The following is a 13,671-nucleotide window of genomic DNA, read 5'->3' on the forward strand; positions in this document are numbered from 1 at the left end:
GCGGTCCGTCGTGCCGTGCCCACACCCGCCCCGTAGCCGTCCCCGTACGCCTTGTGGAACCCCCTGCCCGCCGGGTGACTGCTTGAACACGAGTGGTCAGGGCCAACTCCGGTCAACTTCGGGCGGCCGGTCCGGCATGCGTCCAGGTGGCGCATCGCTGTGTATCACTGAGTGATACGCGCGGACGGGCGTGAGATCGGGTCTGAGACACTGGGGGCGTGATCTCCCGAATCGACCTGCGCGGTGACGTCCTCCCCGAGGGCGGCGCCCTGCGCGATCTGCTGCCCCGTGCCGAGTTCGACGTGGAAGCCGCCCTGGAGACGGTGCGGCCGATCTGCGAGGACGTACGCCATCGCGGCACCGCGGCGCTGATCGATTACGCGCGGCGGTTCGACGGCGTCGGGATCGAGCGGGTACGGGTCCCCGCCGACGCGCTGGCCGGAGCCCTCGACGGGCTGGACCCGGCCGTACGGGCCGCCTTGGAGGAGTCCATCCGGCGCGCCCGGATCGTGCACCGCGAGCAGCGCCGTACGGACACCACCACCAAGGTCGTCCCCGGCGGCACGGTCACCGAGCGCTGGGTCCCCGTCGAGCGTGTCGGTCTCTACGTCCCGGGCGGCCGCTCGGTCTACCCGTCGTCCGTCGTGATGAACGTCGTCCCGGCACAGGAGGCGGGCGTGGCCTCCCTGGCCGTGACCTCGCCGCCGCAAGCCGACTTCGGCGGTCTGCCGCACCCGACCATCCTCGCCACCTGCGCCCTGCTCGGCGTGGACGAGGTCCACGCCGCCGGCGGCGCCCAGGCCATCGCGATGTTCGCGTACGGCACCGACGAGTGCCGGCCCGCCAACCTCGTCACCGGCCCCGGCAACATCTATGTCGCCGCCGCCAAGCGGCTGCTCAAGGGCCGGATCGGCATCGACTCCGAGGCCGGGCCCACCGAGATCGCGATCCTCGCGGACGACACCGCCGACCCGGCGCACCTCGCCGCCGACCTGATCAGCCAGGCCGAGCACGACCCGATGGCCGCCGCCGTCCTGGTCACCGACTCCGTCGAACTGGCCGAGAAGACCGAGAAGGAGCTGGAGCCGCAGATCGCGGCCACCAAGCACATCGAGGACCGGATCGTCCCGGCCCTGTCCGGCGAGCAGTCCGCGATCGTCCTCGTCGACGGGATCGACGAGGGCCTCACCGTCGTGGACGCCTACGGCGCCGAGCACCTGGAGATCCAGACAGCCGACGCCTCCGCCGTCGCCGCCAGGGTCCGCAACGCCGGCGCGGTCTTCGTCGGCCCGTACGCGCCGGTCTCGCTCGGCGACTACTGCGCGGGTTCCAACCACGTCCTGCCCACCGGCGGCTGCGCCTGCCACTCCTCCGGCCTGTCCGTCCAGTCCTTCCTGCGCGGCATCCACGTCGTGGACTACACCCGCGACGCACTGGCCGAGGTCGCCCACCATGTGGTGACCCTCGCCGAGGCCGAGGACCTCCCGGCGCACGGCGCGGCGATCAAGGCAAGGTTCGACTGGAAGGTTCCGGGCGGCAAGTGACCCGTATCGACGATCTCCCCATCCGGGACGAGCTGCGCGGCAAGTCCCCGTACGGTGCCCCTCAGCTCGACGTACCCGTACGTCTGAACACCAACGAGAACCCCTACCCGCTGCCCGAGCCGCTGGTCCGGCGGATCGCCGAGCGGGTGACCGACGCCGCCCGGCAGCTCAACCGCTACCCCGACCGGGACGCCGTCGAGCTGCGCACAGGGCTGGCCCGCTACCTCACCCGCACCGGCGGCCACGAGGTCACCAAGGACCAGGTCTGGGCCGCCAACGGCTCCAACGAGGTCATCCAGCAGCTGCTGCAGACCTTCGGCGGCCCCGGCCGCACCGCGATCGGCTTCGAGCCGTCGTACTCCATGCACGGCCTGATCTCGCGCGGCACCGGCACCGGCTGGATCTCCGGACCGCGCGACGACGACTTCACCATCGACGTCGAGGCGGCGGTGGCGGCCATCGCCGAGCACCGGCCCGACGTGGTCTTCATCTGCTCGCCGAACAACCCCACCGGCACCGCCGTCGAGGCCGCGACGGTCCTGGCCCTGTACGAGGCGGCGCAGGCGGCCAAGGCCGACAGCGCCGGAGCCCTGGTGGTGATCGACGAGGCGTACGGCGAGTTCAGCCACCGTCCCTCGCTGCTCCCGCTGATCGAGGGCCGGCCGAATCTGGTCGTCTCCCGGACCATGTCCAAGGCGTTCGGCGCGGCCGGGCTCCGCCTCGGCTATCTCGCCGCCGACCCCGCCGTGGTGGACGCCGTCCAGCTCGTCCGGCTCCCGTACCACCTCTCGTCCGTCACCCAGGCCACCGCGCTCGCCGCCCTGGAGCACACCGACACGCTGCTGAAGTACGTCGAGCAGCTCAAGACCGAGCGCGACCGGCTGGTGGACGAACTGCGGGCGATCGGCTGCGAGGTCACCGCGTCCGACGCCAACTTCGTGCAGTTCGGCCGGTTCGACGATGCGCACACCACCTGGCAGGCGATCCTCGACCACGGCGTGCTGGTCCGTGACAACGGCGTACCGGGCTGGCTGCGGGTCACCGCGGGCACGCCGGAGGAGAACGATGCGTTCCTCGACGCGATGCGCGCGGTGCTGAAAGAACGCAGTCCTAAGGAGAACAAGCGATGACCCGGGCACTGCCCCGTGTGGGACGCGTGGAGCGCACCACCAAGGAAACGACGGTGCTGGTCGAGATCGACCTCGACGGCACCGGCCAGGTCGATGTATCGACCGGCGTCGGCTTCTACGACCACATGCTCGACCAGCTCGGCCGGCACGGCCTCTTCGACCTCAAGGTCAAGACGGACGGCGATCTGCACATCGACACCCACCACACCATCGAGGACACCGCGCTCGCGCTGGGTGCCGCCTTCAAGCAGGCCCTCGGCGACAAGGTCGGCATCTACCGCTTCGGCAACTGCACCGTCCCGCTGGACGAGTCGCTCGCCCAGGTCACCGTCGACCTCTCCGGCCGCCCGTACCTGGTGCACACCGAGCCGGAGAACATGGCGCCGATGATCGGCACGTACGACACCACCATGACCCGGCACATCCTGGAGTCGTTCGTCGCCCAGGCCCGGATCGCGCTGCACGTCCACGTCCCGTACGGCCGCAATGCCCACCACATCGTGGAGTGCCAGTTCAAGGCGCTGGCCAGGGCGCTGCGTTACGCCAGCGAGCGGGACCCGCGGGCGGCAGGAATTCTCCCGTCCACCAAGGGAGCGCTGTGAACGGCCTCTCCACCGTCTTCATCGTCCTCGGCCTCTTCCTCCTCGGCGGCGTCTACTCGTTGTGGAAGCAGCAGCTGCCCAAGAGCGTCATCACGCTGGTCGCCATCGGCTCCGCGATGTGCCTGGCCGCCGGCGTACTGCGGCTGGAGGTGTGGAGTTGACCGCCGCCAGGAAGAAAGTCGTCGTCTTCGACTACGGCTTCGGCAACATCCGCTCCGCCGAGCGGGCCCTCGCCCATGTCGGCGCGGAGGTGGAGATCACCCGGGACTACGACCGGGCGATGAACGCCGACGGTCTGCTGGTCCCCGGTGTCGGCGCCTTCGCCGCCTGTATGCGTGGCCTCAAGAACGCGCGCGGCGACTGGGTCGTCGGCCGTCGGCTGGCCGGCGGCCGCCCCGTCATGGGCATCTGCGTCGGTATGCAGATCCTCTTCGCCCGGGGTATCGAGCACGGCGTGGAGACCGAGGGCCTGGACGAGTGGCCCGGCACGGTCGGCCCGCTGAAGGCCGACGTCGTCCCGCACATGGGCTGGAACACCGTCGAGGCCCCCGAGGGCTCCCGGCTCTTCGCGGGCCAGGACGCCGACGCCCGCTACTACTTCGTGCACTCCTACGCCGTGCACGCGTGGGAGCTGGAGACCACCAACCCGCATATCGCCGCACCCCGGGTCACCTGGGCGCGGCACGGCGAGCCGTTCGTGGCCGCGGTGGAGAACGGGCCGCTGTGGGCCACCCAGTTCCACCCCGAGAAGTCCGGCGACGCCGGCGCCCAGCTCCTGACCAACTGGATCAAGACCCTGTGAGTCCCGAAGTGAGTCGCGACATGCCGAAGCTTGAACTCCTCCCCGCCGTGGACGTCCGGGACGGCCAGGCCGTCCGTCTGGTGCACGGCGAGTCCGGCTCCGAGACCTCCTACGGCGACCCGCTGCAGGCGGCGCTCGCCTGGCAGCATGCCGGCGCCGAGTGGCTGCATCTCGTCGACCTCGACGCGGCCTTCGGCACCGGAGACAACCGGGCGCGGATCGCCGAGGTCGCCCGCTCCATGGACATCAAGGTCGAGCTGTCCGGCGGTATCCGCGACGACGACTCGCTGGCCGCGGCGCTCGCCACCGGCTGCCGCCGCGTCAACCTCGGTACCGCCGCCCTGGAGACCCCCGAATGGGTCGCCAGGGTCATCGCCGAGCACGGCGACAAGATCGCGGTCGGTCTGGACGTCCGCGGCACCACGCTGCGCGGCCGCGGCTGGACCCGCGACGGCGGTGACCTCTACGCGACCCTGGAGCGCCTCAACTCCGAGGGCTGTGCCCGCTATGTCGTCACCGACATCAACAAGGACGGCACCCTCCAGGGCCCCAACCTGGAGCTGCTCAAGAACGTCTGCGCGGCCACCGACCGTCCGGTCGTCGCCTCCGGTGGTGTTTCGTCCCTTGACGACCTCCGGGCGATCGCCACCCTGGTACCCGAGGGTGTCGAGGGCGCGATCGTGGGCAAGGCGCTCTACGCGAAGGCGTTCACCCTGGAAGAGGCGCTGGCGGCAGTGTCGTAACGGTGTACCGAAAGGCGGCGTGATGACCATCGAGCGCGTACGGACCGACAGTCACTGGGAAGCGGCCATCGGGCACGCACGCGCCGTGGCGGCCGGCGACCGGGTCCTGGTCGCCGGCACGATGCCACTGGTCGACGGCGTCCTGCAGGGTGAGGGCGACCCGTACGAGCAGACCATGGCCGCCTTCGGCAACGCGCTCGCGGCGCTCGAACCGTTCGGCCTCGGGGCCGACGCGGTCGTCCGTACGCGGGTGTACCTCACCCACCTGCGCGATGTGGACGCGGCCGCCCGCGCCCACAAGGAACTTTTCGACGCCGATCCGCCGGCCTCGACCCTGGTCGTGGTCTCCGGATTCGTCGATTCCCGCGTCCTGGTCGAAGTAGAACTGGAAGCCTTCAGGCAATCGGAAGGTTTCGGAGAACTGTCAGAGAGGCCCGAACAGACATGACCCTGGCGGTCCGAGTCATCCCTTGCCTGGACGTCGACAACGGCCGGGTCGTCAAGGGCGTGAACTTCCAGAACCTGCGCGACGCGGGCGACCCCGTCGAGATGGCCAAGATCTACGGTGAGGAGGGCGCCGACGAGCTGACCTTCCTCGACATCACCGCCTCCTCAGGCAACCGCGAGACGACGTACGACGTGGTCCGCCGCACCGCCGAGCAGGTCTTCATCCCCCTCACGGTCGGTGGCGGCGTCCGTACCACGGAGGACGTCGACAAACTGCTGCGGGCCGGCGCGGACAAGGTCGGCGTCAACACCGCCGCCATCGCCCGCCCCGACCTGATCCGTGAGATCGCCGAACGCTTCGGCAGCCAGGTCCTGGTGCTGTCGGTCGACGCCCGGCGCACCGACGCGGGCACCCCGTCCGGCTTCGAGGTCACCACGCACGGCGGCCGCCGCGGCACCGGCATCGACGCCGTCGAATGGGCGCACCGCGCCGCCGAGCTGGGCGCCGGCGAGATCCTGCTCAACTCCATGGACGCCGACGGCACCAAGGACGGCTACGACATCGAGATGATCGAGGCCGTCCGCCGGAACGTCACCATCCCCGTCATCGCCTCCGGCGGGGCCGGCCGCCTGGCCGACTTCGCGCCCGCCGTGTCCGCCGGCGCCGACGCGGTCCTGGCCGCCTCCGTCTTCCACTTCGGTGACCTGCGCATCGGGCAGGTCAAGGGGGCGTTGCGGGAGGCGGGGCACCCGGTGCGCTGACAAGGCGGATGCCGGACGGGTGGACACCGGACGGACGCCGGACGGGTGGATGCCGGACGGGCGGGGACCGGCTCAGCGGCCCTTGCGTGCCGCCCGGAGGAACTCGCGGTTCATCGTGGTGATGCTGAAGAGCGGGATGCCCTTGGGGCAGGCCGTCGCGCAGGCCCCGGTGTTGGTGCAGCCGCCGAAGCCCTCGGTGTCCATCCGCTCCACCATGTCCAGGACCCGGCTCTCGCGCTCCGGGGCGCCCTGGGGCAGGGAGTTGAGGTGGACGACCTTGGCGGAGGTGAAGAGCATCGCCGAGCCGTTGGGGCAGGCCGCCACACAGGCGCCGCAGCCGATGCACTCGGCGTGCTCGAAGGCGGTGTCGGCGGACGGTTTGGGGACGGCGGTGGCATGGGCCTCGGGGGCGGCGCCGGTCGGTGCGGTGATATAGCCGCCGGACTGGATGATCCGGTCGAAGGCGGACCGGTCGACGACCAGGTCCTTGACCACCGGGAAGGCCGCGGCGCGCCAGGGCTCGATGTCGATGGTGGCGCCGTCCTGGAAGGACCGCATGTGCAGCTGGCAGGTGGTGGTCCGCTCCGGGCCGTGGGCGTCGCCGTTGATGACCAGACTGCAGGCGCCGCAGACGCCCTCACGGCAGTCGTGGTCGAAGGCCACCGGATCGTCACCGGCGAGGATCAGCTCCTCGTTGAGGGTGTCGAGCATCTCCAGGAACGACATGTCGGAGGAGATGTTGTCGACCTCGTAGGTGGTCATGGCGCCGGGGGCGCCGGGGTTCCGCTGGCGCCAGACGCGCAGGGTCAGCCTCATGCGTAGCTCCGCTGAGTGGGGTGGACGTACTCGAAGAGAAGGTCTTCTTTGTGGAGGGCGGGGGCCTCGCCGGTTCCCTTGAACTCCCATGCCGCGGCGTAGGAGAACTCCTCGTCGCGGCGGGCGGCCTCGCCGTCCGGGGTCTGGGACTCCTCGCGGAAATGGCCGCCGCAGGATTCGGTGCGGTGCAGGGCGTCGAGGCACATCAGCTCGGCGAGCTCCAGGTAGTCGACGAGGCGATTGGCCTTCTCCAGCGACTGGTTGAATTCTTCGCCGGTACCCGGGACTTTGATACGCCGCCAGAATTCCTCGCGGATCTGCGGAATCCGGTCGAGAGCCTTGCGCAGCCCCTCCTCGGTGCGGGCCATTCCGCAGTATTCCCACATGAGTTCACCGATCTCCCGGTGAAAGGAGTCGGGCGTACGGTCACCGTCGACGGCCAGCAGCCGGGCCAGCCGTTCCTCGGTCTCCCGCATCGCCGCGACAGCCGCCGGATGTCCGGCGTCGACGTCCTCGTGCTGCGGATGGCGGGCGAGATAGTCATTGATGGTCGAGGGAAGGACGAAGTAGCCGTCGGCCAGGCCCTGCATCAGCGCCGACGCCCCGAGCCGGTTGGCGCCGTGGTCGGAGAAATTGGCCTCGCCGATCGCGAACAGCCCCGGGACCGTGGTCTGCAGGTCGTAGTCGACCCAGAGCCCGCCCATGGTGTAGTGCACGGCGGGATAGATCCGCATCGGCACCTCGTACGGATTCTCCGCGGTGATCCGCTCGTACATGTCGAAGAGGTTGCCGTATTTCTCCTCGACCTTGTCCTTGCCCATGCGGGCGATGGCGTCCGCGAAGTCCAGGTAGACGCCCTGGCCGCCGGGCCCGACACCGCGTCCCTCGTCGCAGACGTTCTTCGCCGCCCGGGAGGCGATATCGCGCGGTACGAGATTCCCGAACGCCGGGTAGATCCGCTCCAGGTAGTAGTCGCGCTCGTCCTCGGGGATATCCGTAGGCGAACGGGTGTCGCCTTGCGCCTTCGGTACCCAGATACGCCCGTCGTTGCGCAGCGATTCACTCATCAGCGTCAGCTTGGACTGGTGGTCACCGGTCCGCGGAATACACGTGGGATGGATCTGGGTGAAGCAGGGATTGGCGAAATAGGCGCCCCGCCGGTGCGCCCGCCAGACCGCGGTCGCGTTCGAGTTCATGGCGTTGGTCGACAGATGGAAGACATTGCCGTAGCCGCCGCTCGCCAGGACGACGGCGTCCGCGAAATAGTTGTCGATCCGCCCGGTTACCAGGTCACGGGCGACGATGCCGCGCGCCCGCCCGTCCACCACGATCACATCCAGCATCTCGGTCCGGGCATGCAGGTTCACCGCCCCGCCCGCGATCTGCCGGGAAAGCGCCTGATATGCCCCGAGCAACAGCTGCTGCCCGGTCTGCCCGCGTGCGTAGAACGTCCGGGACACCTGGACACCACCGAACGACCGGGTGTCGAGCAGCCCGCCGTACTCCCGCGCGAACGGCACTCCCTGCGCCACGCACTGGTCGATGATCTCCACCGATATCTGCGCCAGCCGGTGCACATTCGACTCCCGCGCACGGAAGTCACCGCCCTTGACGGTGTCGTAGAACAACCGGTGGATGGAATCCCCGTCATTCCGGTAGTTCTTCGCCGCGTTGATACCGCCCTGGGCCGCGATGGAATGCGCCCGCCGCGGCGAGTCCTGATAGCAGAACTGCTCGACGTGATAACCCTGTTCGGCGAGTGTGGCCCCCGCCGCACCGCCCGCGAGGCCGGTGCCGACGACGATGACGGTGTGCTTGCGCCGGTTGGCCGGATTGACCAGCTTCGCTTCGAAGCGGCGGGTGTCCCAGCGCTCGGCGATCGGGCCCTGGGGCGCTTTCGTATCGGCGACCGGAGTGCCGGTCGTGTAGTCGGTGTAGGTCACGTCAGCTCACCAATCCGGTCATGACGGCGACGGGTACGGAGACGAAGCCCACCGTCAGCAGCAGTGCGAGGGCAGTGGCGGTGGTCTTGAGAACGCGGTCGCGGCCGGGCCGGTTGGTGCCCAGGGTCTGCGCCGCACTCCAGAATCCATGCCGGATATGCAGCCCGAGAGCGAGCATCGCGACGATGTAGATGACATCGCCGTACCAGGTGGAGAAGGTCGCGACGACATTCGCGTACGGGTGGCCGGACGCGGCGCGCGGATTCACCGTCAGCGTCGTGAGATCCAGAATGTGCCAGACGATGAACAGGCCGAGGATGACACCGCCCCAGCGCATCGTACGAGTGGCGTACGACGCCCCTGCCTTCTTGCGGGAATACTGCGTGGGCCGGGCGGCGATATCCCGGCGGCTCAGCTGATACGCGGCCACCGCATGCGTCACGACAGCGGCGACGAGCACCACCCGGGCGATCCACAGAAACCACTCATGGTGCAGAAAAGGCTCGCCGATCGTCCGCAGCCACTCCGCATAGCCGTCGAATTCCCCGGCCCCGAAGAAGATCTTGAGATTGCCCAGCATATGGACGACCAGATACAGCAGCATCACCACGCCGCTGACGGCCATCGCCGTCTTCTTGCCGACGGTCGAGCCCCACAGCAGGCCCGCGAAGGACGGCCGTCGATCCGTCCGAGTGTCCAGTGCCATGAGTCCTGACGTTAGGGGCCGGCGGCCCGATCAGTCCAAGACATGCTCCGGCTCATCTCCATAGGCGCTGGCTATCGTCGCCTAAGATGCGGTCCATGCAGCTGCAGCAGCTCCGCTACTTCACCGCGGTGGCGGACACCCGTCACTTCACCCGCGCCGCCGAACGCGAGCATGTCGCCCAGCCCTCGCTCTCCCAGCAAATCCGCTCCCTGGAAGGGGAGTTGGGGGCCGAACTGTTCCACCGCGCCCGCGGCCACATCACCCTCACCGACGCCGGCGAGACCCTCCTCCCGCTGGCCCGCCGCATCCTCGCCGACACCGAGACCGCGCGCCGCGAGGTCCAGGAGGTCGCCCAGCTGCGCCGCGGCCGGCTCCGTCTCGGCGCCCCGCCCAGCCTCTGCGCCAGCCTCGTCCCCGACGTCCTGAGCACCTTCCACACCGCCTACCCGGGCGTCGACCTGATCGTCACCGAGGACGGCTCACAGGACCTGGTCCGCGCCCTGGCCGACGGCGCACTCGACCTGGCCCTGATCATCACCCCGCTCCCCGGCCAGGCCCCCGCTCTGGCCACCTCCGCTCTGCTGCGCGAGGAACTCGTGGTGGTCTCCGCTCCCGACCGCCCCGCCCCGGCGGGCCGCCGGACCCGCATCCGTGTCGAGGATCTGCGAGGCCGCCCGCTGGCCATGTTCCGGCGCGGCTACGACCTGCGGGAATTCACCACCGCGGTATGCCGCGCGGCGGGCTTCGACCCCACCTTCACCGTGGAGGGCGGCGAAATGGACGCCGTCCTCGGCTTCGTCCGCGCGGGCCTGGGCATCGCCGTGGTCCCCAGCATGGTCGCCGAACGCTCCGGACTGCGTGTCACCCGCTTCTCGACCCCCGGCATGCACCGGGTCATCTCGGTGGCCCACCGTGGCGATGTCTCCCCGCCCCGGGCGGCCAGGGAACTGGAGCGCATCCTGATGGAACATCCGGGGGTGGGGTGTCCTGACGGGGGAGCGGCCGGGCTGAGCTGGGGTGGGGCTTAGGGGTGGCGACCCTTAAGGGGTATGCGAACAGAACCCTTAAGGGGCGAATGGGCCCCCTGCGGGGCCGCAACGCGGGGGCGCGATGCGGTATTCCCGCGGCGGAGGTCAGGGGCGAAGTTTCCGCGACGGAGGCCGGCAGCGGTCTGGGCGGAGTTTCTGACTCGCCCGCCCGGGGCGCGGCGTTGTGGCGGGTGCCGTACCCCGGTCGTAGGCTGGCCGTATGTCGACCCATGCGAAGCGTGAACGGCTGCTACTCGCCGATCTGTTGGAGAGCGCCGGACCGGACGCGCCGACGCTGTGCGAGAACTGGACGACGCGGCAGCTGGCCGCGCATGTGGTGGTGCGCGAACGGCGGGCGGACGCGTCCGGCGGGCTCCTCGTCAAGGCGCTGGCGCCCCGGCTGGAGCGGGTGCAGGCGGAGTTCGAGACCAAGCCGTACGAGGAACTGATCCAGCTGATCAGGACCGGCCCGCCCCGGATGTCGCCGTTCGCCTTGAAACAGATCGACGAGGCGTCCAACACCGTGGAGTTCTATGTCCACGCCGAGGATGTGCGGCGGGCGCGGCCCGGCTGGACGCCCCGCGAACTCGATCCCGTCTTCTCCAACGCGCTGTGGACGAGGACCGAGCGGATGGCCCGGGTGCTGGGACGCGGTTCGCCGGTGGGCCTGGTGCTGCGGCGGCCGGACGGCCAGACGGCGGTGGCCCATCGCGGCACTCCGGTGGTCACGGTGACCGGGGAACCGGGGGAGCTGACCATGTTCGCGTTCGGCCGGCAGGCCGTGGCCGATGTGGAGCTGGACGGCGACAAGGAGGCGATCGCCAAGCTGAGCGAGGCGAAGCTGGGGCTGTGACGCGCCCGGCCCCACCCGGCTCCGGCCGTACCGCTCAGGTCCCACCGGGCTCCGCCCCCACCGGGCCCGGCCGTACCGCGCAGCCGCCCACCACCGCACAGCACCCCACCTCACCCCCGCGGCAGCAACACCACGCCCACCCCGACCGCCGCCAGAAACACCACCACCAGCACAACCACCGCGACCCTCCCGGCCCGGTCCGGATCCGGCGGCGGAACGGGCGGCGGCTGCTGGTACATGCCAGCAGGATGCCGCACGGCACAATGGACACCATGAGCAGCCGCGCCACCACCATGCTGGACCCCACCATCGCCGCCCGCCTCAAGCGCGGTCCCGACGGCCTGGTCCCGGCCATCGCCCAGCAGTACGACACCGGCGAGGTCCTGATGCTCGGCTGGATGGACGACGAGGCGCTGCACCGCACGCTCACCACCGGCCGCTGCACCTACTGGTCCCGCAGCCGCCAGGAGTACTGGGTCAAGGGCGACACCTCGGGCCACGTCCAGCACGTCAAGTCCGTGGCCCTGGACTGCGACGCCGACACCCTCCTCGTCAAGGTCGACCAGGTCGGCGCCGCCTGCCACACCGGCGCCCGCACCTGCTTCGACGCGGACGTGCTGACCACCGCCCCGGCCCCCGGCCCCACACCCCCCACCACCTCGGGCCCGACTCCCCCCACCGCCTCAGGCACCTCTTCGCCCGCCACCTCACCCCAGTAGGCTCCGCTGCCATGACCACGGGAACCACCGGCACCGCCACTCCGGACCTCGACACCTTCCGTACGCTCGCCAAGGACCGGCGGGTCATCCCCGTCACCCGCCGCCTCCTCGCGGACGGCGACACCCCGGTCGGGCTGTACCGAAAACTCGCGGCCGAACGCCCCGGCACCTTCCTCCTGGAATCCGCCGAGAACGGCCGTACGTGGTCGCGCTACTCCTTCATCGGCGTCCGCTGCGCCGCGACGCTGACCACCCGCGACGGCCAGGCGCACTGGCTCGGCACCCCGCCCGTCGGCGTGCCCACCAGCGGCGACCCGCTCGCCGCCCTGCGCGCCACCGTCGAGGCGCTGCACACGCCCCGGGACCTCATCGAGGACGCCGGGCTGCCGCCGTTCACCGGCGGCCTGGTCGGCTACCTCGGCTATGACATCGTGCGCCGGCTGGAGAAGATCGGCGAGCTGACCACCGACGACCTCCGGCTGCCCGAGCTGACCATGCTGCTCACCTCCGACCTGGCGGTCCTCGACCACTGGAGCGGCACCGTCCTGCTGATCGCCAACGCGATCAACCACAACGACCTCGACACCGGCATCGACGAGGCGTACGCGGACGCGGTGGCCCGGCTGGACACCATGGCCGACGACCTGGCCCGGCCCTCGGCGGCCAGCGCCGCGGCCCTGCCGCCGTCCGCCGTGCCCCCGTACACCGCGAAGTGGGGCGGCGAGGACTTCCAGGCGGTCGTCGAGGACGTCAAGGAGCGCATCCGGGCCGGGGAGGCGTTCCAGGTGGTGCCCTCCCAGCGCTTCGAAACCCCGTGCACGGCAAGCGCGTTGGACGTCTACCGGGTGCTGCGGGCCACCAACCCCAGCCCGTACATGTACCTCTTCCGGTTCGACGGCGGCGAGGACACCACCTTCGACGTCGTCGGCTCCAGCCCCGAGGCGCTGGTCAAGGTCGAGAACGGCCGGGCGATGGTGCACCCCATCGCCGGCACCCGCCCGCGCGGCGCCACCGTCCAGGAGGACCAGGCGCTGGCGGACGAGCTGATGGCCGATCCCAAGGAGCGCGCCGAGCATCTGATGCTGGTCGACCTGGGCCGCAACGACCTGGGCCGGGTCTGCGAGCCGGGCAGCGTCGAGGTCGTCGACTTCATGTCGGTGGAGCGCTACAGCCATGTCATGCACATCGTGTCGACGGTCACCGGGCAGGTCGCCGAGGGCCGTACCGCCTTCGACGTGCTGACCGCCTGCTTCCCCGCGGGCACCCTCTCCGGCGCGCCCAAACCGCGCGCCCTGCAGATCATCGAGGAGCTGGAGCCGACCCGGCGCGGCCTGTACGGCGGCTGCGTCGGCTATCTCGACTTCGCCGGCGACTCCGACACCGCCATCGCCATCCGCACCGCCCTGCTGCGGGACGGTACCGCCTACGTCCAGGCGGGCGCCGGCATCGTCGCCGACTCCGACCCGGTCGCCGAGGACACCGAGTGCCGCAACAAGGCGGCCGCCGTGCTGCGCGCCGTGCACACGGCCAACCACCTGGGGAAGTAGCCCACCGCCGGTGGTCCACCGGGCGGGAC

At 70.4% G+C, this 13,671-nt stretch carries 16 protein-coding genes; 12 read left to right on the top strand and 4 right to left on the bottom strand.

The features are described 5' to 3' along the window. Positions 1 to 218 precede the first annotated feature (218 nt). Genes hisD through hisF form a run of 8 tightly spaced genes read left to right on the top strand, consistent with a single transcriptional unit; the run spans position 219 to position 6,030 of the window. Complete coding sequence (gene hisD, locus K9S39_RS32665) at positions 219 to 1,544, top strand: histidinol dehydrogenase (protein ID WP_248866930.1); 1,326 nt, start codon at positions 219 to 221, stop codon at positions 1,542 to 1,544. After that, positions 1,541 to 2,674, top strand: coding sequence for a histidinol-phosphate transaminase (locus tag K9S39_RS32670; RefSeq protein WP_248866931.1), 1,134 nt, complete (start codon positions 1,541 to 1,543; stop codon positions 2,672 to 2,674). The genes hisD and K9S39_RS32670 overlap by 4 nt, the downstream gene beginning before the upstream one ends. A gap of 8 nt (positions 2,675 to 2,682) precedes the next feature. Beyond that, a complete protein-coding gene (gene hisB, locus K9S39_RS32675) occupies positions 2,683 to 3,276 on the top strand; it encodes an imidazoleglycerol-phosphate dehydratase HisB (protein WP_248869065.1) in 594 nt (197 codons plus the stop codon). Then, complete coding sequence (locus K9S39_RS32680; protein WP_248866932.1) at positions 3,273 to 3,437, top strand: hypothetical protein; 165 nt, start codon at positions 3,273 to 3,275, stop codon at positions 3,435 to 3,437. Before hisB ends, K9S39_RS32680 begins: the two co-directional genes overlap by 4 nt. After that, positions 3,428 to 4,078, top strand: a complete 651-nt coding sequence (gene hisH / locus K9S39_RS32685) for an imidazole glycerol phosphate synthase subunit HisH (protein ID WP_406708056.1) — start codon at positions 3,428 to 3,430, stop codon at positions 4,076 to 4,078. Before K9S39_RS32680 ends, hisH begins: the two co-directional genes overlap by 10 nt. A 20-nt stretch (positions 4,079 to 4,098) precedes the next feature. Beyond that, a complete protein-coding gene (gene priA / locus K9S39_RS32690) occupies positions 4,099 to 4,821 on the top strand; it encodes a bifunctional 1-(5-phosphoribosyl)-5-((5-phosphoribosylamino)methylideneamino)imidazole-4-carboxamide isomerase/phosphoribosylanthranilate isomerase PriA (protein ID WP_248866934.1) in 723 nt (240 codons plus the stop codon). Between the two features lie 22 nt (positions 4,822 to 4,843). Next, the gene (locus K9S39_RS32695) at positions 4,844 to 5,269 is read left to right on the top strand and encodes a Rid family hydrolase (RefSeq protein ID WP_248866935.1); all 426 of its coding nucleotides are present in this window, start codon (positions 4,844 to 4,846) and stop codon (positions 5,267 to 5,269) included. Beyond that, complete coding sequence (gene hisF / locus K9S39_RS32700; protein ID WP_248866936.1) at positions 5,266 to 6,030, top strand: imidazole glycerol phosphate synthase subunit HisF; 765 nt, start codon at positions 5,266 to 5,268, stop codon at positions 6,028 to 6,030. Before K9S39_RS32695 ends, hisF begins: the two co-directional genes overlap by 4 nt. 72 nt (positions 6,031 to 6,102) lie before the next feature. On the opposite strand, the gene K9S39_RS32705 is transcribed toward hisF, so the two are convergent. From K9S39_RS32705 to K9S39_RS32715, 3 genes are read right to left on the bottom strand one after another with little or no spacing between them, the layout of a single operon-like run. After that, positions 6,103 to 6,846 (bottom strand): succinate dehydrogenase/fumarate reductase iron-sulfur subunit, encoded by a 744-nt coding sequence (locus K9S39_RS32705; protein ID WP_248866937.1) that lies wholly within the window; start codon positions 6,844 to 6,846, stop codon positions 6,103 to 6,105. Beyond that, positions 6,843 to 8,789 (bottom strand): fumarate reductase/succinate dehydrogenase flavoprotein subunit, encoded by a 1,947-nt coding sequence (locus tag K9S39_RS32710; protein ID WP_248866938.1) that lies wholly within the window; start codon positions 8,787 to 8,789, stop codon positions 6,843 to 6,845. The genes K9S39_RS32705 and K9S39_RS32710 overlap by 4 nt, the downstream gene beginning before the upstream one ends. Position 8,790: 1 nt before the next feature. After that, positions 8,791 to 9,495, bottom strand: a complete 705-nt coding sequence (locus K9S39_RS32715) for a succinate dehydrogenase cytochrome b subunit (RefSeq protein ID WP_248866939.1) — start codon at positions 9,493 to 9,495, stop codon at positions 8,791 to 8,793. Between the two features lie 95 nt (positions 9,496 to 9,590). Here K9S39_RS32715 and K9S39_RS32720 point away from each other — a divergent pair, with 95 nt between their 5' ends. Beyond that, complete coding sequence (locus K9S39_RS32720; protein WP_248866940.1) at positions 9,591 to 10,523, top strand: LysR family transcriptional regulator; 933 nt, start codon at positions 9,591 to 9,593, stop codon at positions 10,521 to 10,523. A 220-nt stretch (positions 10,524 to 10,743) separates the two neighbouring features. After that, entirely contained in the window at positions 10,744 to 11,376 is a 633-nt protein-coding gene (locus tag K9S39_RS32725; RefSeq protein ID WP_248866941.1) for a TIGR03085 family metal-binding protein, read from the top strand. 110 nt (positions 11,377 to 11,486) lie between these two features. Here K9S39_RS32725 and K9S39_RS42200 read toward each other — a convergent pair whose 3' ends face one another. Further along, the gene (locus K9S39_RS42200; RefSeq protein ID WP_283113630.1) at positions 11,487 to 11,615 is read right to left on the bottom strand and encodes a hypothetical protein; all 129 of its coding nucleotides are present in this window, start codon (positions 11,613 to 11,615) and stop codon (positions 11,487 to 11,489) included. A 24-nt stretch (positions 11,616 to 11,639) separates the two neighbouring features. On the opposite strand from K9S39_RS42200, the gene hisI reads away from it, so the two are divergent. Continuing rightward, positions 11,640 to 12,095: a phosphoribosyl-AMP cyclohydrolase gene (hisI, locus tag K9S39_RS32730; protein ID WP_248869066.1), complete on the top strand. Its 456-nt coding sequence runs from the start codon at positions 11,640 to 11,642 to the stop codon at positions 12,093 to 12,095. Positions 12,096 to 12,106: 11 nt separating this feature from the next. Continuing rightward, positions 12,107 to 13,642 carry an anthranilate synthase component I gene (locus tag K9S39_RS32735; protein WP_248866942.1) on the top strand — a complete coding sequence of 512 codons (1,536 nt, stop codon included), beginning with the start codon at positions 12,107 to 12,109 and terminating at the stop codon, positions 13,640 to 13,642. Positions 13,643 to 13,671: the final 29 nt, after the last annotated feature.

Source organism: Streptomyces halobius (assembly GCF_023277745.1).
GTDB classification, from domain to species: domain Bacteria; phylum Actinomycetota; class Actinomycetes; order Streptomycetales; family Streptomycetaceae; genus Streptomyces; species Streptomyces halobius.

Excerpts from the sequence above, each read along its gene's own strand:
- priA (WP_248866934.1), top strand. The coding sequence starts at position 4,099 with ATGCCGAAGCTTGAACTCCTCCCCGCCGTGGACGTCCGGGACGGCCAG.
- K9S39_RS32695 (WP_248866935.1), top strand. The coding sequence starts at position 4,844 with ATGACCATCGAGCGCGTACGGACCGACAGTCACTGGGAAGCGGCCATC.
- hisF (WP_248866936.1), top strand. The coding sequence starts at position 5,266 with ATGACCCTGGCGGTCCGAGTCATCCCTTGCCTGGACGTCGACAACGGC.
- K9S39_RS32705 (WP_248866937.1), bottom strand. The coding sequence starts at position 6,846 with ATGAGGCTGACCCTGCGCGTCTGGCGCCAGCGGAACCCCGGCGCCCCC.
- K9S39_RS32715 (WP_248866939.1), bottom strand. The coding sequence starts at position 9,495 with ATGGCACTGGACACTCGGACGGATCGACGGCCGTCCTTCGCGGGCCTG.
- K9S39_RS32720 (WP_248866940.1), top strand. The coding sequence starts at position 9,591 with ATGCAGCTGCAGCAGCTCCGCTACTTCACCGCGGTGGCGGACACCCGT.
- K9S39_RS32725 (WP_248866941.1), top strand. The coding sequence starts at position 10,744 with ATGTCGACCCATGCGAAGCGTGAACGGCTGCTACTCGCCGATCTGTTG.
- K9S39_RS42200 (WP_283113630.1), bottom strand. The coding sequence starts at position 11,615 with ATGTACCAGCAGCCGCCGCCCGTTCCGCCGCCGGATCCGGACCGGGCC.
- hisI (WP_248869066.1), top strand. The coding sequence starts at position 11,640 with ATGGACACCATGAGCAGCCGCGCCACCACCATGCTGGACCCCACCATC.
- K9S39_RS32735 (WP_248866942.1), top strand. The coding sequence starts at position 12,107 with ATGACCACGGGAACCACCGGCACCGCCACTCCGGACCTCGACACCTTC.